At 58.1% G+C, this 19,154-nt stretch carries 15 protein-coding genes and 1 pseudogene; 5 read left to right on the forward strand and 11 right to left on the reverse strand.

Annotation, left to right across the window (positions count from 1 at the left end):
- Positions 1–54: 54 nt before the first annotated feature.
- Both BFQ01_RS27115 and BFQ01_RS27120 read right to left on the reverse strand, forming a co-directional pair.
- Complete coding sequence (locus BFQ01_RS27115) at positions 55–3,144, reverse strand: efflux RND transporter permease subunit (protein WP_065927677.1); 3,090 nt, start codon at positions 3,142–3,144, stop codon at positions 55–57.
- Positions 3,141–4,250, reverse strand: a complete 1,110-nt coding sequence (locus BFQ01_RS27120; protein ID WP_065927678.1) for an efflux RND transporter periplasmic adaptor subunit — start codon at positions 4,248–4,250, stop codon at positions 3,141–3,143. The genes BFQ01_RS27115 and BFQ01_RS27120 overlap by 4 nt, the downstream gene beginning before the upstream one ends.
- Before the next feature lie 300 nt (positions 4,251–4,550).
- Here BFQ01_RS27120 and BFQ01_RS27125 point away from each other — a divergent pair, with 300 nt between their 5' ends.
- Both BFQ01_RS27125 and BFQ01_RS27130 read left to right on the forward strand, forming a co-directional pair.
- Positions 4,551–6,008, forward strand: a complete 1,458-nt coding sequence (locus BFQ01_RS27125; protein ID WP_065927679.1) for an efflux transporter outer membrane subunit — start codon at positions 4,551–4,553, stop codon at positions 6,006–6,008.
- Between the two features lie 39 nt (positions 6,009–6,047).
- Positions 6,048–6,833 (forward strand): SDR family NAD(P)-dependent oxidoreductase, encoded by a 786-nt coding sequence (locus BFQ01_RS27130; RefSeq protein ID WP_065927680.1) that lies wholly within the window; start codon positions 6,048–6,050, stop codon positions 6,831–6,833.
- A 71-nt stretch (positions 6,834–6,904) separates the two neighbouring features.
- Here the strand turns inward: BFQ01_RS27130 and BFQ01_RS27135 are convergent, their stop codons facing one another.
- The 9 genes from BFQ01_RS27135 to BFQ01_RS27175 all read right to left on the reverse strand — a co-directional run bounded on the left by BFQ01_RS27135 (position 6,905) and on the right by BFQ01_RS27175 (position 16,046).
- Positions 6,905–8,176: an OmpP1/FadL family transporter gene (locus tag BFQ01_RS27135; protein WP_065927796.1), complete on the reverse strand. Its 1,272-nt coding sequence runs from the start codon at positions 8,174–8,176 to the stop codon at positions 6,905–6,907.
- Between the two features lie 387 nt (positions 8,177–8,563).
- Entirely contained in the window at positions 8,564–9,184 is a 621-nt protein-coding gene (locus tag BFQ01_RS27140; protein ID WP_065927681.1) for a TetR/AcrR family transcriptional regulator, read from the reverse strand.
- A 418-nt stretch (positions 9,185–9,602) separates the two neighbouring features.
- Positions 9,603–10,376 carry a phosphate/phosphite/phosphonate ABC transporter substrate-binding protein gene (locus tag BFQ01_RS27145; RefSeq protein ID WP_065927682.1) on the reverse strand — a complete coding sequence of 258 codons (774 nt, stop codon included), beginning with the start codon at positions 10,374–10,376 and terminating at the stop codon, positions 9,603–9,605.
- Between the two features lie 34 nt (positions 10,377–10,410).
- Positions 10,411–11,739, reverse strand: coding sequence for an LLM class flavin-dependent oxidoreductase (locus BFQ01_RS27150; RefSeq protein WP_065927683.1), 1,329 nt, complete (start codon positions 11,737–11,739; stop codon positions 10,411–10,413).
- 36 nt (positions 11,740–11,775) lie between these two features.
- Complete coding sequence (locus tag BFQ01_RS27155; protein ID WP_065927684.1) at positions 11,776–12,681, reverse strand: ABC transporter substrate-binding protein; 906 nt, start codon at positions 12,679–12,681, stop codon at positions 11,776–11,778.
- A gap of 49 nt (positions 12,682–12,730) precedes the next feature.
- Entirely contained in the window at positions 12,731–13,414 is a 684-nt protein-coding gene (locus tag BFQ01_RS27160) for an ABC transporter permease (protein ID WP_065927685.1), read from the reverse strand.
- Positions 13,414–14,043, reverse strand: a complete 630-nt coding sequence (locus tag BFQ01_RS27165; protein WP_053187665.1) for an ABC transporter permease — start codon at positions 14,041–14,043, stop codon at positions 13,414–13,416. Before BFQ01_RS27165 ends, BFQ01_RS27160 begins: the two co-directional genes overlap by 1 nt.
- Entirely contained in the window at positions 14,040–15,023 is a 984-nt protein-coding gene (locus BFQ01_RS27170; RefSeq protein ID WP_256097786.1) for an ABC transporter ATP-binding protein, read from the reverse strand. Before BFQ01_RS27170 ends, BFQ01_RS27165 begins: the two co-directional genes overlap by 4 nt.
- Before the next feature lie 78 nt (positions 15,024–15,101).
- Positions 15,102–16,046 (reverse strand): fatty acid desaturase, encoded by a 945-nt coding sequence (locus tag BFQ01_RS27175; RefSeq protein WP_065927687.1) that lies wholly within the window; start codon positions 16,044–16,046, stop codon positions 15,102–15,104.
- Between the two features lie 109 nt (positions 16,047–16,155).
- On the opposite strand from BFQ01_RS27175, the gene BFQ01_RS27180 reads away from it, so the two are divergent.
- The 3 genes and pseudogenes from BFQ01_RS27180 (at position 16,156) to glcE (ending at position 19,151) form a co-directional block, all read left to right on the forward strand.
- Positions 16,156–16,350 carry a hypothetical protein gene (locus tag BFQ01_RS27180; RefSeq protein ID WP_065927688.1) on the forward strand — a complete coding sequence of 65 codons (195 nt, stop codon included), beginning with the start codon at positions 16,156–16,158 and terminating at the stop codon, positions 16,348–16,350.
- 236 nt (positions 16,351–16,586) lie between these two features.
- A pseudogene (gene glcD, locus BFQ01_RS27185) lies at positions 16,587–18,087 on the forward strand (glycolate oxidase subunit GlcD).
- The gene (glcE, locus tag BFQ01_RS27190; protein ID WP_065927689.1) at positions 18,087–19,151 is read left to right on the forward strand and encodes a glycolate oxidase subunit GlcE; all 1,065 of its coding nucleotides are present in this window, start codon (positions 18,087–18,089) and stop codon (positions 19,149–19,151) included. Before glcD ends, glcE begins: the two are co-directional and overlap by 1 nt.
- The last annotated feature ends 3 nt before the right edge of the window (positions 19,152–19,154 follow it).

Consider the following 19,154-nt stretch of genomic DNA (forward strand, 5'->3'; position numbering starts at 1 on the left):
TGGCGAATTGACCGACGAGAGGACACCGGCGCCCTCCCCTCGAACACCCCTTGCTCAGGCAGGTCGCACTGCTTGAGCCTTGCTCGCGTTGCCTGGGCGGATTTTGAACCAGATGGCGTACATCGCCGGCAGGAACACCAACGTCATGATGGTGCCGACCAAAGTACCGCCGATCAGTGTGTAGGCCAGCGTGCCCCAAAAAACAGAATGGGTCAGCGGGATGAATGCCAGGATGGCCGCCATCGCCGTCAGCAGTACCGGGCGGGCCCTCTGTACCGTGGCTTCGATGACGGCGTGAAAGGGATCCAGGCCTTCCTGGGCGTTGTGATGGATCTGCCCGATCAGAATCAGCGTGTTGCGCATCAGGATGCCCGACAGCGCGATCAACCCAACCAGGGCGTTGATACCAAACGGCTGATGAAACATCAGCAGCGTCGGCACCACGCCAATAAGTCCCAGCGGTGCGGTGAAAAACACCATGATCATTGCCGAGATCGAACGCACCTGGACGATGATGATCAGCAGCGTCAGTGCAATCATGATCGGAACCAGCGGCACTATCGCCTGGCCTGCCTTGCCCGACTCCTCGATTGCACCCGCTTGCTCGATCCGATAGCCGGCGGGGAGCGTGTCGATAATCGGCTGCAGTTGCTTGATGATCACACCCGATACATCAGGTGGTTGAAGGCCTTCGTCAATATCGCCACGCACGGTGATCGTCGGTGTACGGTCACGGCGCCTGAGGATCGGATCCTCCATACGCACATCCACCTCTCCGACCTGGGACAGCGGGATCCGCTGGCCCGCGGCGCCCACCAATGTAAACCCTTCAATCCGCGCAGGGTCCAGACGTATATCGCCTGCGGCGCGCCCAACCACCTGCACTGAACGAATGTCTTCACGAACCGACGTGATCGGCACGCCCGTCAGCAGGAATTGCAACTGCTGGGCGACGGCGCTGGAGGTCAGTCCAACCGCCTGCAAGCGATCCTGATCCAGGCTGAAATGCAGAGTCGGCGCCAGAGGGCCCCAGTCGCTGTTGACGGTCCTCATCAACGGACTCGCTTGCATGACCGCTTGTACACGACCCGCAATCTCGCGCAGCTTCGTCGGGTCAGGCCCCATTACCCTGTAGGCGACGGGATAGGGTGAATACGGCCCAAACACAATTTGAGTCGCCCTGACACGGGCCTCGGGGGCAAGCCCGGCAGCGACCGCCTCGCGAAAACGCAGCTTGAGGGTTTCACGTGCCTCCTGGCTGGACGTCAGCACCACGATCTTGGCGAATGACGGATCCGGCAGTTCTGGCGCCATCGCCAGGAAGAAACGCGGCGCACCCTGCCCGATATAGGCCGTGACGATTTTTGCCTCTTCCTGCTTTTGCAGCCAGGCCTCGACCTTTTTCGCAGTGGCACTGGTCTGCTCGATGGAGGTTCCGTAGGGCATTTGCACCTCGACCATCACCTCGGGACGGTCTGACGTCGGGAAGAACTGCTTCTTCACCAGGCCCATGCCCAGGACGGCCACGACAAACAGCGTGATAACCGTGCCAGCCACCAGCCACTTGAGCTCGATGACCCGGGTCAGGACCCGGCGGAAGCGGTTGTAGCGCGGGGTATTGTAGATAGCCGCATGCCCACCCTCTACCTGCTTGATGTCTGGCAGCAACTTCACGCCCAGGTAAGGGGTGAAAGCCACTGCGACAACCCAGGAAGCGATCAGAGCAATGCCCACGATCCAGAACATGTTGCTGGTGTACTCGCCGGCAGTGGACTGGGCGAAACCGTTTGGCATGAAGCCAACCGCTGTTACCAGTGTGCCAGAGAGCATCGGCGCGGCCGTATGACTCCAGGCATACGCGGAGGCTTTGATGCGGTCGTAGCCCTCCTCCATTTTCACTACCATCATTTCGATCGCGATGATCGCGTCATCTACCAGCAATCCGAGCGCCAGGATCAATGAACCGAGGGTAATACGGTCAAAGTTCTTTCCGGTGGCCGCCATCACCACAAACACGATCGCCAGTGTCAATGGCACGGCAGCTGCGACCACGACGCCTACACGCCAGCCCATGCTGAGAAAGCACACAAGCATCACCACGAGCAGCGCGACAAAAAACTTGACCATGAACTCGCCAACGGCCGAGTCGATGTTGACGGCTTGATCGGTCACCTTGGTCAGCGTCATGCCCAGTGGCATGCCTTCATTGATCTTGGTCGTCTCGGCGTCCAGCGCCTTGCCCAGGTCCAGGCCGTTCCAGCCTTCGCGCATGATGACCCCCAGCAGCAGGGCCTCTTCTCCGTTACTGCGCACCAGAAAGGTTGCCGGGTCTTCATAGCCACGTTCGACAGTGGCCACGTCGGAGAGCTTGAGCGTGCGCCCCTGAACCACAATCGGCGTGTCACGAATCTTCTCCAGCTTGTCCAAGGCGCCGTCCAGGCGGAGGAAGACTTGCGGCCCATTTGTTTCAATCGAACCGGCGGGCGTGAGCACGTTCTGATTATTCAGCGCGGCAAAGATGTCCTGAGGCGCAATGCCCAGGGTGGCCAACCGATCATGGGAGAACGAAACAAATATTCGCTCGGCCTGCTCACCGATGATGTTGACCTTCTTCACGCCCGGCACATGCAACAGTTGCTGGCGCAACGACTCAGCATCACGCACCAGCAGCCGCTGCGGCTCGCCTTTGGCTTTGAGGGCGAACAGCGCAAACGTCACGTCCGAATATTCGTCGTTGACCAAGGGCCCGATTACACCCGCCGGTAGCTTGGTGGCTTCGTCGTCGAGCTTTTTGCGTGCCTGATAAAACTCTTCCTGCACCTGTGAGGGTGGCGTGCGGTCCAACAACGACACCATGGTGAAAGCGAGACCGGGCCGCGTATAGGTTTCCGAGCGGTCGTACCATTTCAATTCCTGCAGGCGTTTTTCAAGTGGCTCTGCGACCTGGTCCTGCATTTCCTGCGCGGTAGCCCCCGGCCAGGCAGTAATGACCGTCAACTGCTTGACCGTAAACGGTGGATCCTCCGCACGCCCCAGCTGGAAGAACGCCAGGGTGCCCGCAACCGCGATCAGAAAGATCAGGAATACCGTAATGGATCGCTCACGAACGGCGATCGCAGAAATATTAAAGCGGCCTTCGCTCATGGATGACTCCCGGCAACATGGGCTTCATCCTGCCGGGGCACTCTCACGTCTTCTCCATCGCGCAGCAGATGGGCGCCTAACGCGACGATCTGCTCACCGACCTTGAGATCGCCTGCCACACGTGCGGCATCGTCGCTCAATCCCAGCACCTGAACAGGACGCCAGCTCACCTTTGCCGGCGAGCCTGCGATCACCCACACACCGGTGCCATTGCCTGGGTCATAAAGGGCTGCGATGGGGACTTGCAGCACCTGCCCGTGCGCGGCGCCTTCTGCGATCCGCAGCGTGACCGTCGAGCCTATCGGGGCATTGGCCAGCGCGCCCTCAAGCACATACCGCGCCTCGAACGTGCGCGTCACTGGGTCGGCAGAATCAGAAAGCAGCCTGAGCTTCGCTGTAACAGCCCCTGCGGTACTGCCGTAAAGCGTCGCTTGCGCGGTGGATCCGGCTGCAGGACGCAACGTCTCGGGCAGATGCACGATGGCTTCGCGCTGGCCTGCGCGGGCCAGTCGAACCACGGGCTGCCCCGGGCTGACGACTTGCCCGGGCTCTGCGAGTGTTTCCACCACGACACCGTCGGAATCCGCAAATAACACCGCGTAGCCGGAAGCGTTACGGGCGACATCGGCCTGGGCTTGTGCGGCGCTGAGCTGCGCCTTTGCGCTATCCGCTGCGGCCTTGACCTGGTCGTAGGCCGATGCAGAAACAGCCCCTGCGGCGACGAGGTCGCGATATCGCGCCTCGTCATCGGCGGTCTGCCTGGCGCGGGCCCTGGCGGCGGTGACCGACTCTTGCTGTGCTCGCGCCTGCAACCCCAGGTCGATAGGGTCAAGGCGCATAAGCGGCTGACCGCGTTTAACGCTCTGGCCGGTATCGACCAGCCGCTCGAGGATCTTGCCGGAGACCCGAAAGCCAAGATCACCCTGCACGCGGGCCGCCACTACCCCCGTGAATGAACGTGACGTCTCTGAGGAACCCTCAACCGTTCCGGGCCTTACCAGAGGAGCCTGCGTACGCGGATCGTCAATGTTGGATGAGTCACCACACGCCGTCAGGACGAGAGGCAGCAAGCAGGCTGCAAGGGGGATGGGTCGGAGCCGGAGCATAGGTTCCCTTATTGAATAGAAAGAACAGGGATCGTATATTCAGACCGGTGACTATTATTGTCAATGGTCACAATCGAGATCTCAAATAACGCAGAGGGATGCGCTCCCCCGCAACGCAATCGCTCATACCCCCCTTGAAACAAGACCCGACGAATGCAGGACTGCATATTCCAAAGGAGCACATGACGGAGATGAACGATATTTTTCAGTCATGCCTGAATTTAGCCCAGAGGCCTCAATTGACAGAGAGTGACCATACAGTACTATGGTCACCAACAATGTTCGATTCAAGGAATCTCAATGCACGCCCTCCGCCCCGCTGCTTTTTTGATCAGCGCCAGCTTGATGACAGGTTGTGCGGTCGGTCCGGACTATCGCCGTCCGGACACCCCGCTCCCGGACCGTTACCTGGGCCAGCCTTCTGTCGAGCAGAGACCAGGGGCGACGCCTGCCAGCCTCGTCATCTGGTGGGAGGGCTTCGGTGATCCACTGCTCGCCGACTTCGTCGCCAAGGCGCTTGAACAGAACCTTGATCTGGCCCAGGCCCAGGCACGAGTCGCGCAGGCGCGGGCAGGACTAGGCGCCGCCAATGCCGCTTTATGGCCCTCGGGAAACATCAGCGGCCAGGCCGCCCGCGCCTACCAATCAGTCGAGACGCCACTCGGCCAGGTGCTGAACTCAACCCCTGGCTATGATCGCTATGGCAGTTCCTACGAGGCCGACCTCAATGCCAGCTGGGAAGTGGATGTCTTTGGCGGCCTGCGACGCGGACGCGAGGCGGCACTGGCCGAGTACCAAGCGTCCGAGGCTGGCGCCGCAGCCACGCGATTGGCCATCGCTGCACAGACTGCGGATATCTACATCACTGTCCGCGGACTGCAGGCTCGGCTGGACATCGCGAATCGACAAGTCAAAACCCAGCAGGGGCTGCTGGAGAAAGTCCAATTGCTCTACAGCAAGGGACTTGCCGCCAGCCATGAGGTTCGTCAGACCGAGGGGGCTTTAGCACAGGTCCAAGCCACCGTGCCGGCCCTGCAGACCGGTCTGGATGCGGCCATGAATTCACTCGATGTCATGCTCGGCACGCCACCCGGTACTCATCGCACGCAACTTGCCATGGTCGCAAGCATTCCGGCAGCACCGCAGTTAAAGGCCATGGGAACGCCAGCCGACTTACTGCGCCGCAGGCCTGACCTCATAGTGGCCGAGCGCCGCCTTGCCGCCTCAAACGCACGCATCGGGGAGGCGATTGCCGAGTACTACCCGAAGTTCTCTCTGAGCGCATTACTGGGGAGTGCAACGGCTGTATCGGCAGGCAATCTTTTTTCCGGCGGCGCCAGTCAATCGTCGGGCGTACTCGGACTGCGCTGGCGACTCTTCGACTTTGGCCGCATCAACGCCCAAATCGACCAAGCCAAGGGACAGGAAGCCGAATCCCTGGCCGCTTACCGTCAGTCTGTGCTGCGCGCCACCGAGGATGTCGAGAACGCGCTCTCCTCACTGGTGAATCGGGACGCCCAAGCGACCACCCTCGTTGGAGGCGAGACGTCTCTGACGCAAGCGCGCCAATCGTCGTTCACTGCTTATGAGAAAGGCACGGCCAGCTTGATTGACGTTCTGCACGCTGACGAGACCCTGCTTCAGGCTTCCGACGCTCGGGCGCAGGCACAAACCGAATCGGCACGCGCGGCAGTCGCCGCGTTCAAGGCGCTGGGCGGCGGCTGGCAGCCCTCGGATGGCCGACTGACGAGCCGATGACACGGGTGGTTTTCGAGATTCAAACAAGGGGTATGCAAGATGACAGTGAGAGAAAATTCATGGGTGCTCATTACTGGAGCCTCCAGCGGATTCGGCAAGGAATTTGCCCGACAGTACGCCGCAAAAGGGAAATCGCTGATTCTGGTAGCCCGCAGGCTGAACGAGCTTGAAGCACTCGCGGACGAATTGCGTAGTCGTTTCGACGTCGACGTGATGGTGCAGCAAGCAGATCTTTCATCGATAAATGTGATTATCGATCTGCATCGGCGCCTGCGTGACAGCAATACGGTGGTCGATGTCCTGATCAACAATGCGGGTTACGGCTTGCAGGGAGCATTCCTGGATGAGCCCCTGGAAAGCTCCCTGGCGATGATCGACCTGGACGTCGCCAGCCTGACCGCCATCACTCGTCTGTTTGCAGAGGATATGCGGGCCAGGCGCAGGGGGCATATCTTGATGACGGCCAGCCTGCTGTCCTACCAGGGCGTGAAGAATTTTGCGGTTTACTCTGCCGCCAAGGCTTACGTACTCAGATTCTCCGACGCCCTGCATCGTGAACTCAAACAAGACGGTGTGGTGGTCACAGCGCTTTGTCCAGGCATGTCGGATACCGGGTTTGCAGCAAGTGCCAAACAAAAGATAACACCGGTCTTGAAGAGGGTCATGATGCAACCCGAGCCTGTAGTGCGAGCGGGGATACAAGCGTTGCACGCAGGCCGCATGAGCGTCGTGCCGGGCTTTGGCAACAAGGCTATTGCGGTCTTGACCTGGGCCACACCCCGTCGACTTCATCAGGGCCTGATGTCACGCGTAATGGGTGTTTGAGCGGGCCAGGCAATACCCCCGACGACGGACACCTGAGCCAATAGGTATCCGCTCTCAAGCCCCGCAGTGAGTCAGAATCGATAGCTGACAGAAGTCCCCAAACCGCTCGCGCTATTTTTATACTTCGAGCTATAGGCGCCTCTTGAGGCGGATACGTCATTGACCTGTACGCTTTCCTCCCATAGGTAGGAATACGCCACATCGATCGTGACATTCTCTGCCGGCGTCCACCCTGCCCCGACACTGATGACTTTCCGGTCACCGGTAGGGATTCGCGGCCCACGGTTGACGTTGTTGGCGGGGGACTGGTCAACCGATAAGCCGGCGCGAAGAACCCACTGATTGTTCAGCTTATACGCCGTGCCGATAGCGTGCGCCCACGTGTCGTGCCAGTTCTGCTCCTCGGTGATGCGACTCAGTGTTCCGCTCAACGCCGCAGGCAAACCACTGTTTTCGAACACCAACTCCTTGAAGCGACTCCAGCGCGTCCACGTACTGCCCAGGTAGAGCGTCCAGTCACTGTTGAGTTGATGAGTCACGGAAAAATCGACTGATTCCGGGGTGTCCACATCCAAGGAAGCGTCATAGCTCGTACCGCTTACACCCAGCACACTGAAGATGCCGTCGGTGAGCTTGGTCTTGGCATCCAACTGGTAGCTGACCTTGGAGTGATAGGTCAGACCCAACCGAGTTCGATCTGTCGCTTGCACTAGAATACCCGCGTTAAACCCAAGCGCCGTGTCATCGCCGGTGCTTTTGAGTTTTCCGTCATTGCGGCCCGGGCTGAGTGGATTGAGCACCATCCCGGAAAGCTCACCACTGATACGGTTGATGGTCGGTCCGAAACCGATCGAGACCTTGTCGTTGAACGCATAGCTGATGGTGGGCTGAAACGTAAGGGTCGTGACCTCACTTTTGTTGGCGTAGTAGCGGCCGGCGAACCCACTGCCATAATCGGTCATTAGCCCAAACGGCACATAGAAACCCACACCGAACGCCCAGTGCTCATCGATGGGTTTGACGTAGTAACCCATGGGCACTGTGGTGGTCGGCACCATGTCACCGTCCTCCTGCCCCCCGAATGTGCTGCGCGTCTGGCTTATATGGGCCTTTGCGAAAAGCGTTGCCGCCCCGACGCTGGCCTGCTCTTTTTTCAAGCGAGACATACCGGCCGGATTACCGAAGACGGTACTCGCGTCTTCTGCAGATGAAGAACGGCCGGCAAATCCGGAGCCCATCCCACTGATGCTTTGTTCATTGAGAGCGAAACCGCTCGCGAACAATTGAGTCGACGAGAGGGCAACAGCAAGGCCAAGCGGGGTCCTGCGCAGTATTTTTTTCATTATTAGGACTCGATAGATCATCGGGATAAAGCGGTAGAGAGCGTCACGCTGAGCGCGGGCTACCGGGAGGGGCCGCAGCGCAGATTTACGAAGATCGTGCGCGCCACGGCGATTCCTCCAGGATAGGTACAGCATATTTATTCATGTGACCATTTATGTCAATCGTCACAAATTCAGCAAATGAACATGCATGGCTACGCGGCAAATGCTGCGCGGATAATCCACTCAGTTACGTAGTGAGGGTTGATACATGGCTGTGAATGTGGGGATCAGGCCCCGGATTGGAATTAATACCGCGCCCCGGAAAATGGTGTCCACCTGGATCGGTGTTCACCATCATCCAAGCGTTGATATCAGAGCAAAGTGATAGAGATGATTAACGCAGGCTCACGGCATCAAGCTACGCAGAATGAGATTGGAGGTGAGGACCGGAGCCAGCTCGACGAAGTCAAGGTTGTATTGCAAAAGCAACGGATTGACGAAAGGGCGCAGCGCAAGGTGGATCGAATCGACTGTTTCGTCCAAGGGTGTTTTGCGTTCAAATTCGCCGATCTCTCGGCCTTCACGCACAATCTGCACCACGAAGCCCCTGACCAAGGCATCATATTGCTGAGTGCAGGGCCAGTTCTCAGACGCTGCAAATGCGGCGATGTCATAGAGCTTTCGATCACTGAAGAACAAATTCACCCCGGTAGCGATCAGCGTTTTCACCAAACGTCGAAAACGTTCGGTCGGCGAGATGTCCTCTGCATTAATGGCCTGTTCTACGGCCGCGATGATTTCCGCCAGGCAATTGCCACAGATAGCCTCACCAATCGCCTGCTTGGAATCAAAAAACTTGTAGATGTACGCCTTGGAAAACCCGATCGCTTTCGCCAGGTCGGAAACCGTAGTTTTGCTATAGCCGTATTGACTGAAGTGCTGATTGGCCGCCGCGACGATCTGATTCCGGATATCATGATCGGCAGGGCCACGGATGCTGGGGGAAGCTATGGATGTCTTGTTCATACGAGCTAGCTTACGCATCCGAAAAGCGCTTGACAACGAGTGACCAAATTATACTTTTGTCACAAGCTCGCAATGATCAGGGTTGGTTTCAGGTCAATTGTCTCTGCGCGGAAGGTCAAACACCTCCCCCAATCAGTTTTTTCGACGTGTTGTGCAAACGCCGTACCCCGCCATCGAACTCTCTAGCTCACTAACGGCGGCCTCCAAGCCAAGGGGCTTCAATCTGACCGGCCAAAAACACCCCGCGCCACCGAGCGTGGGCGTCTCCCCTGTCAATCCCTGTCAGCTGTTGCCGGACGCGTTTTTCGATGCGGGTGCGCTTCCGTCGTTGCACGATCGCTACGGTATTTCCACCCAGGCTGTGTGCACGCAGATCAAGGGTTGGCCTTTGCATAGCAGGTGTTTGAGATGGGGCCGCTCAGGACGCTACAAACGAAAAGCCGCGACTGGCCGCACTGCGCTCATATTCCAGGAGACACTCATAGTCAGCCTCACTGGCGGACAGGACTTCCTTGATCGCCAGGTCACGGGACACCTCAGGAAGCTGCTCCAAGGCTTCGTTCATTGCGTTCCTGATTGAAACGGCGTCCTGACCAATCGAGGTGATGTAAGGCAGGCAGGGACTGCGCACACTTCGTGTCAAGATCCTGAGGCCTTCGATCTCGGCACTGTGATCTCTCGCAAGATAGTCGTAGGTGATGCTATCGATGGAAGCCAAATCACCCTCGCCTTCTCTAAGCCTTCGCAGGCTCTCCCTGTGGGATCCGGTGAAGGTGAGTTTCGAGAAGAAACCTCGGTCGCTGATCCCGGCCAGCGTGTGGCGAAATAAATTCATTCCAGAGTTGGAATCCGGGGCGTTGATCAGGCCATGGCGGCCCTGGAAACCCGCCAGGTCAGTCACGGCCGAATCAGCTCTGCAGAGCAGCACACTGCAATGGTCCCCTCCAGAGCCATGGGTAAGCTCATAGCTCGGGCGCCCTACCAGCTTTACCTTTCCCCGCAGCGACGTAACGAATGGATAGCCGCAGGTCTGGGATAACAACAGATCCGGGGAAAGCCAGTGCGCCGCGAGATCAACGATCTGTTTATGCCCACGGCGCTCGCCGAGAATCGCCAGGATGCGCTCAAGCCAGGCATCCTGTGCGTGTAGAACCCTGGCGGGAGCGAGGTACATGGATAGATCGCTGGTCATATGACATCCATTCAGAGGGTGCGATTGCCGCTGATCACAGCAGGAAACGGTTGGCAGGCGTCTTCAAGCCCAAGCGATCCCTCAGTGTCCCGGGCTCATATTCCTGGCGGAACACCCCTCGGGCTTGGAGCAGAGGCACCACGCCACGGGTGAAGGTTTCGAAGTCAGTGGGCAAAAACGGAAACATGAGGTTGTAGCCATCGACGGCATTCGACTCGTATAACGCTGAAAGCTTGTCGGCAATATGCTCCGCCGTTCCGATCAACAGCCAGGTGCTGGAGCTCTTGACCAACCGGCGCCCTATCTCGCGGATGGACAGGGAAGTGTCGTACTGCTTGAGCAGGGCCAGCTCGGTTCGAATGCCATCAAACTCGGACTCATCCGGCAACGCTGGCAACGGACCGTCCGGCGATAGTCCTGTCAGGTCCAGGCGGGTGTAGCTGGAGACCAGGTCAATCGCCACCGCATCGATAATCAGGCTGTCCTCCAGGTGCCGACGTCGTTCCTCCTCAGTCTCATCCCCGAGCACCACCGGCAGCACGCCGGTGATGATTTTCAGATCACTGGCGTGCCTGCCCTTCAACTCGAGTCGGCGATTCAAATCGGCCCTGTAGGCCAACCCCTCTTCGACCGAATTGATAAAGCAGAAGTGCACGTCCCCATGGGCGGCGGCCAGGTTCTTGCCGGCTTCTGAAGACCCCGCCTGGGCAAGGACCGGGTGGCCCTGGGGTGGACGCGGCACGTTAAGCGGCCCACGTACGCTGAAATGCGCGCCTTTGTGATTGATCGGGTGAATTTTCGAGGGGTCGGCAAAGGCGCCGGTGCCCTTGTCAAATTCAAGCGCCCCCTCCTCCCAGGAGTCCCAAAGCTGCTTGACGACCTGGATGAATTCCTCGGCCCGCTGATAACGATCACCGTGTTTCGTCACGCCTGACAATCCGAAATTCGAAGCCTCTTCTTCCAGCCAGGACGTCACGATATTCCAACTGGCTCGCCCTGCGCTGAGGTAGTCCAGCGAAGCAAAATAGCGCGCGAGGTTGAAGGGCTCGTTATAGGAAGTCGAAGCCGTGCCCATCAGCCCGATGTGCTCGGTAACCGCAGCCAGTGCGGACAACAGCGTAATCGGTTCCAGGCGGGCGTTGGCATAGTGCCTCAGCCCGCTGGCCACGGAATCCCAGACCGCAACGTGATCCGCAACAAAAACCGCATCAAACTTCGCCGCCTCCGCCGCCTGCACCAGTTTTACGTAGTAACCCAGGGTCAATATCTCTTGGGTCGGTGCCAGCGGGTGGCGCCAGGAAAAACGATGATCGCCCTGGGGGTTAAAAAAGAACAAATTCAAAATCATACTTTTATTCGACATAACGCCTCCGCGACCTTACCCACGTCGCATTGATTTTCACTGGGCCGTCTTGACGGTATGTTCGGCAACCCACTGCGCCGCGACTTTCGCGGGGTCCTTGTGATCGATATCAACCAGGCGATTGAGTTGCTTGAGGTCGTCATCGGTCAGTTTTGCAGAGACCTCGTTGAGCACCTGGGTGACTTCCGGGGTCAGCAACGCCTTGCGACCCAGTGGCGTGATGTTTTGCAGGGGCTGTTGGTGCTTGTCGTCCTCGAGGACAACCCAAGGCTCTTTCGCCAGGATGCCTTGCGTGGAGACCACCGTGGCCACGTCGATAGCGCCGGAGTTCAACGCCAGCCGCGACAACGGCCCGCCCATGTCCAGCGACTTGATGCTCTTGAAGTTGATGCCGTAGACCGCCTTCAACCCGGGCAGGCCTAACGCAGCCGTGGCGACTTCGGGAGGCCCGCCCAGGGTGAAATCTCGCGAGACGGGCGCCAGGTCGGACAAGGTACGCAGGTTGTACTTTTCTGCGGTCTTTTGGGTGACGGCCCAAGCGGTAATGGAGCCCGCGGACGAAGGTTCAAGCAACTGGAGGTCCGCCGGCAACTTCTGTTGCAAAGCGCTGAGGATCTCCTTTTGGGTGGTCAGGGCGGTCTTGTCGTCATAGAAACTCAACAGTGACCCCAGGTATTCGGGGACGACGTCTATATCGCCGTTTTCCAGGGCCTGGGCGATGATCTGGCGGTTGCCCAGATTGAGTCGGGTCTTGACGTCTATCCCTTGATTTTTCAAGGCTGACGCATAGATGTTGGCGAGAATCGTCTGCTCGGAAAAATTGGCCCCTCCAATGGTGATGGACTGAGCGCTGGCAAACGCGCTGCCCACCAGCAAGCCTAACCCCAGCAACAATGAAACCGCGTGCGCTGAGCGAGCCTTCGAACGTTGTTTGTTTTTCATGTGGGTTTGCACCTCTGCAGAGTTAATACACACTTTCAAATGCCTCAGGTCATGTAGCGCTTAGTTCGATTTTCCCCGCGCGCCATTTTCTAACCATGAATGTTTCTATCATTGAACAAACCCACTCACTGACAATCGCCAGTGCCGACACCATCAGTGCGCCGCCAATGATTTGCGGCGTATCATTTCGGCCCAGCCCATCAATCAGAAACCTGCCCAGCCCGCCGAAGCCTGCATACGCGGCGATGGTGGCCGTGGCGATAAGTTGCACCAGGGCTGATCGGAACCCTGCAAAGATCAACGGAAAAGCCAGCGGCAACTCGAGCTGAAAAAACATCTGCCCTCTGCGCATGCCCATCGATCTGGCAGCCTGCTTCAGGGATGTATCCACCTGATCGATGCCAACATAGGTATTGGTTAATATCGGCGGGATACTCATGGTCACCAACGCGATAATCACCGTGCTGGTTTCATAGCCAATAAGCATGATTGCAAGTATCACAATACCCAGGGACGGTAATGCTCGCCCAATATTGAACAGCCCTATCGCCACCTGCGCGCCTTTTCGGTAGTTAGCCAACAGTACGCCGAGCGGCAACGCTATTGCACAAGCGATAACCAGGCTCAAGGACACATAATAAATATGCTCTGCCAGCCGAGTCAGTATGCCGTTTTCACCCAACCAATTATCAGGTAGAGAAAACCAAAGGTAGACACTTGCGATCATGTTCATCAGCGCACCCAAGGTACCAGCCATTTATTGATTGAATAAAACAGAAAATCAAAACATAACGCCAACATCACGGTCAGGACCAGGCTGACCGCCACAGGTGTGGTGAAACTTTGAGCCAGCCCGGTAATGAACAGCTGGCCCAGTCCACCTTGACCAATCAAGGCAGTAACAGTCACCAGTCCCACCAAAGTAACCGAGGTTGTTCGTAAGCCCGCCAATAACGCAGGCAGCGCCAGTGGAAGTTCAACCCCGAGGAATCTCTGCATGCGCGTATACCCGAGCGCACGGGCTTCCTCCAATACGTCCGCAGGGTTACTCGCAAGTCCCGCCAAGGTGTTCTGCAACACAATAAGCAAGGCATACAGGCTCAAACCAATGACCGCCGTGGTTTTGGATAACCCGGTAAAAGGCATTATCAAAATAAACAGTGCCAGGGACGGAATGGTAAAAAGTAGGCCGCAGACATAAATCATCGGCCGCGCCAATCCTGGCTGCCATAACGCCAAGAGCACCATTGCACCCGCTAACAGCATCCCTATACACAGGCCCAGGGTCACCAGTTGAATATGATCGACTAACAGCTGGCCGATCTGCTGCCAGTTTTCAACGATCCAGGACCAGTCAATCATTGCGCACTTCCGAAGCGGCGTTCATTAAGTGCGCTGTGAAGGCTGGCAATCGACAGGCAACCTTCGTAACCGCCGGCCTCGTCCACGCGAACAACCACACCCATAGGCGCCGTTAGCATCTTAACCAGTGCGTGATGCAACGAGTCGTGACTCGACACTGTTGTCAGCTCCGGAACAGGCATGTCCGAGTCACTGACCCACTTCAACGGGTTGGACTTGTCATCCAGTAGAAGTTTGAATTCACAACTGACCTCATCCACCGGAAGATCAGAAACCTTCATCAGCGAAAGTCTTTTTAACAGCGGATCTTTGCCGATAAAGTTCCTCACAAACTCGCTGGCAGGATGGGCAAGGATGTTGTGAGGGGTATCGAACTGAACAAGTTTCCCTTCGCCCTCGAAGATCGCAATCCGATCACCAATCTTGATGGCCTCCTCCATATCATGGGTCACCAGGATAATGGTTTTATGCAAACGTCTCTGAAGCGCAACCAGTTCATCCTGCAGTCGCTCGCGTATCACCGGATCAAGCGCGGCAAAGGGTTCGTCCATCAATACAACCGGTGGGTCCGAGGCCAATGCCCTTGCCAGGGCGACACGACTTTGCTGCCCGCCCGAGAGCTGATTAGGGTAGCGGTCCAGAAATTCCGGCTGAAGCCCAACCAGGGAGATGAGTTCGCTCACGCGCTGGCGGATTTTATGTTTGCTCCAGCCCAGCAGCCGTGGGACTGCGCCAATATTTTCGGCAACCGTCTGGTGAGGAAATAAGGCGGCGCTCTGCATCATGAAACCAATGCCGCGACGTAGCGTAACGACGTCAAGTTCATCGGTCGCCACGCCGTTGACACGGATGCGGCCACTGTCCTGGGTATCCAGCCGGTTGATCATGCGCAAAATGGTGGTTTTGCCGCAGCCACTCGGCCCGACAAATACACAGATCTCACCCTCCCGGACGTGAAGCGTTAAATCGCTCACGGCCATTCGCGGGCTGCCTTTATGAGTTTTCCTGATGGCTTCAAAACGTATCATTTTCCGACGCCCATATTAGCTTGCCTAGTGTTAGTGCTCAGCAGGATGGCGAGGACAATCCACGGGACTGACCAGATGTTTCTGCAATAACTGGAAGTAGCCATGAATGACATAGCCATTGTTTCGCGCGATCCATTGTTCACGCCTGGCTCTATACACCCTGGGTAAGTAAAACCAGGGCAAACCGGGAAGATCGTGATGAACCAGGTGAAGATTGAGGTTGAGAAACAGCCAACTCAACAGCCCCGACGATTCATTGATAACCGTGCGGTGTTCCGGATACGTTGACGGACGATGTTCGTAAAACGACCTGATCATGGCAATCGACAAAGCCGGCAACGAAACCAGGAATAAGTACTGTATGGCACTGATGGCGCTGTATTCCTCAACCAAAGCCAGCACTACGCCAACACTGAGTAGATGCGCGGCCCACATCCGCCAAGCGATTCGGCCGGTATGAAACAGCCCTCTGATTTCGCTACCCGCAAGGGCTATCACCGCCAATGGCGCGCCCATAAGCAAACGACCGCCCAAGGTCTTGTTTACCCACAACAACGTTCTGATATACCGAGGCGAGCGCAACCAAAAAGCACCGTTTACATAACGACTTTCCGGATCTTGTCCGGGTACCGTCAGCACTTCGTCGTTGTGATGTGCCAAATGGGTGTCCCTGTAAATGTCATAGGGGTACCAAACGGCAAACGGCAGAAATCCCAAGGCCTTGTTTATGGCGGGCCAACGGGTTGGATGACCATGGATAAGCTCATGCTGAATCGACATCCACAGCACAACCAGTGGCACCAACAGGACAAGACTGAATACTTCGCCAAGTACTTGCCCATAAAAAACAATAAACGCCCAGGCCAGATAAAACCCGACTAACAAAAGCCAGGTGGGCCATTCGGTTTTACTGGTCAGGGTAGTGCTCAGCTTGACGATTTCCGCTCGATGAGCGTCATCCAAATAGTTTGGCATTGTTGTCAGTCGCGATAGAACGTGCTCGGAACGGGCGCCCAATCACTCACACTTCAAGCTGCAACCCATAAACCGGGATTACCTGAAGATGATTGGCTGGACTAACGGTATGGAAGTGCCCAACAACAACGATTCACATGGCGTAGAGAAGAAACGCCAAGCCTTCGCTGATTGCACTGCAGGCTTCGCTGTTGGCCTGACAAGGGAGAGGTTTGCCGGTAACGGATGGAACGGCAATGGAGGAAAAAGGACGGGTGCTGATATTGTCGGCGTGAGAAATCGCGACATGGGCGCCGTCATGTGACAGAGCCTCAAGGCTGATTTGGAAGATTCGGGCGCCGGACATAGTCGTACCATAACAATAGGATTGAACATATCCGGCGGTCCGGTGACAGCAAGGTAGCATGATGACTAATACGATCAAGGACTATATTTTATTATGCTTATTCCTAAAATGAATAAATGATCCAGGCAAATGATGCTAGCCAGCTGCATCGGAACAGACCTCGAATAAAAACAACGGAGGGTTGCCTACCGACTATGAACATTCTCTACGATGAACGCGTCGACGGCGTCCTGCCTGACGTCGACAAACAGGCACTCCTGCACGCCCTGCAGACTCGCTTGCCTGACCTGGAAATCCTGCACCAGCGCGAAGCGCTCAAGCCGTACGAATGCGACGGACTCTCGGCTTATCGCACCACGCCCATGCTGGTAGTGCTGCCGCGCCACATCGATCAGGTCCAGGGCGTGCTTCGAGTCTGCCATGAGCGGCGTGTACCGGTGGTGGCTCGCGGCGCGGGCACCGGGTTGTCCGGCGGTGCGCTGCCGCTGGAAAAAGGCGTGCTGCTGGTGATGGCGCGCTTCAACAACATTCTGCACATCGACCCCGCCGCCCGCACCGCCCGGGTTCAGCCGGGGGTACGCAACCTGGCGATTTCCCAGGCGGCTGCGCCGTTTGGCTTGTATTACGCGCCGGACCCTTCCTCGCAGATCGCCTGTTCCATCGGCGGTAACGTGGCGGAAAACGCCGGTGGCGTGCATTGCCTGAAGTACGGGCTGACCGTGCACAACCTTGCTCAAGGTCGACATCCTGACCGTCGACGGCGAACACGTGAGCCTGGGTTCCCAGGCTCTCGACTCTCCGGGTTTCGATCTGCTGGCATTGTTCACCGGCTCCGAAGGCATGCTCGGGGTGATCACCGAGGTCACGGTCAAGCTGCTGCCCAAACCACAAACCGCCAAAGTGCTGCTGGCCGCCTTCGATTGCGTCGAAAAGGCTGGCCGTGCGGTGGGCGACATCATTGCCGCCGGCATCATCCCGGGCGGCCTGGAGATGATGGACAACCTGGCCATTCGCGCCGCCGAAGACTTCATTCACGCCGGCTACCCGGTGGACGCCGAAGCGATTCTGTTGTGTGAACTCGATGGCGTGGAAGCCGACGTCCACGACGACTGCCACCGCGTGCGCCAGGTGCTGGAACAGGCCGGCGCCACCGAAGTGCGCCAGGCTCGGGATGAGGCCGAACGCGTGGGTTTCTGGGCCGGGCGCAAGAATGCGTTTCCGGCGGTGGGCCGCCTCTCACCGGATTATTACTGCATGGACGGGACGATCCCGCGTCGCGAACTGCCTGGGGTGCTGCACGCTATCGCGGCGTTATCCAGCGAGTACGGCCTGCGGGTGGCGAATGTTTTCCACGCCGGCGACGGCAACATGCACCCGCTGATCCTGTTCGATGCCAATCAACCGGGCGAACTCGACCGCGCCGAAGCCCTGGGCGGCAAGATCCTCGAATTGTGTGTGAAGGTCGGCGGCAGCATTACCGGTGAACACGGTGTGGGCCGCGAGAAGATCAATCAGATGTGTGCCCAGTTCAATAGCGATGAGCTGACCGTGTTCCACGCCGTCAAAGCCGCCTTCGACCCGGGCGGATTGCTCAACCCCGGCAAGAACATCCCGACGTTGCATCGATGCGCCGAGTTTGGCGCCATGCACGTTCATCTGGGTCAGATGCCCTTCCCCGACCTGGAGCGTTTCTGATGCGCAGCGAACACCCTATCGACGCCAGCGCAGCGCTGCTGGAGCAGGTCAACCAGGCGCTGAACGACGCCACGCCGCTGCGTATCCAGGGCTCCAACAGCAAGGCGTTCCTCGGCCGCGCAGTCACCGGGGAAGTCCTCGACACCCGCGCCCACCGGGGCATCGTCAGCTACGACCCGACGGAACTGGTGATCACCGCCCGTTGCGGCACGCCATTGGCGGAGTTGGCAGAAGTGCTGGACGCCGCGCAACAGATGCTGCCTTGCGAACCACCCTCCTTCGGTGAGCACGCCACCGTCGGCGGCATGATTGCCTGCGGACTCTCGGGGCCGCGGCGTCCCTGGTCAGGATCGGTCCGCGACTTTGTCCTCGGGACGCGGGTCATCACCGGACAGGGTAAGCATTTGCGCTTCGGCGGCGAGGTGATGAAGAACGTCGCCGGCTACGATCTGTCGCGCTTGATGGCCGGCAGTTACGGCGCGCTTGGGGTGGTGACCGAAGTGTCCCTCAAGGTCCTGCCCAAACCACGGCAAACCTTGAGTATCAGCCTGGAAATGGACACCGACCGTGCCTTGCTGCGCCTGGCGGAATGGGGGCAGCAACCGCTGCCGATCAGCGCCGCGTGTCACGATGGCCAGCGCCTGCACCTACGGCTCGAAGGGGGTGAAGGCTCGGTGGCGGCGGCCCATGAGCGCTTGGGCGGCGAGTTGCTGGACGCGACCTACTGGCAAGACCTGAACGAACACCGGTTGGTTTTTTTCGATGAGGATCAGCCCCTTTGGCGCCTGTCCTTGCCGCACAACACACCCCGATTGTCGCTGCCAGGTACCCAATTGATCGACTGGGGTGGCGCCCAGCGCTGGCTCAAATCCGACGCCGACGCGAGCGTCATTCGCGCGGTGGTCGAAAAAGCCGGCGGGCATGGGACCTGCTACCACCCGGGCCTGATCGACAGTCCCTTCCAACCGCTGCCCGACACGTTGATGCGCTACCACCGGAACCTGAAGCAGCAACTCGATCCCCGGGGCATCTTCAATCCCGGTCGCCTGTACGCGGAGCTTTGAACC

It is taken from the genome of Pseudomonas sp. 8 R 14 (assembly GCF_900005955.1).
GTDB lineage: Bacteria > Pseudomonadota > Gammaproteobacteria > Pseudomonadales > Pseudomonadaceae > Aquipseudomonas > Aquipseudomonas marginalis.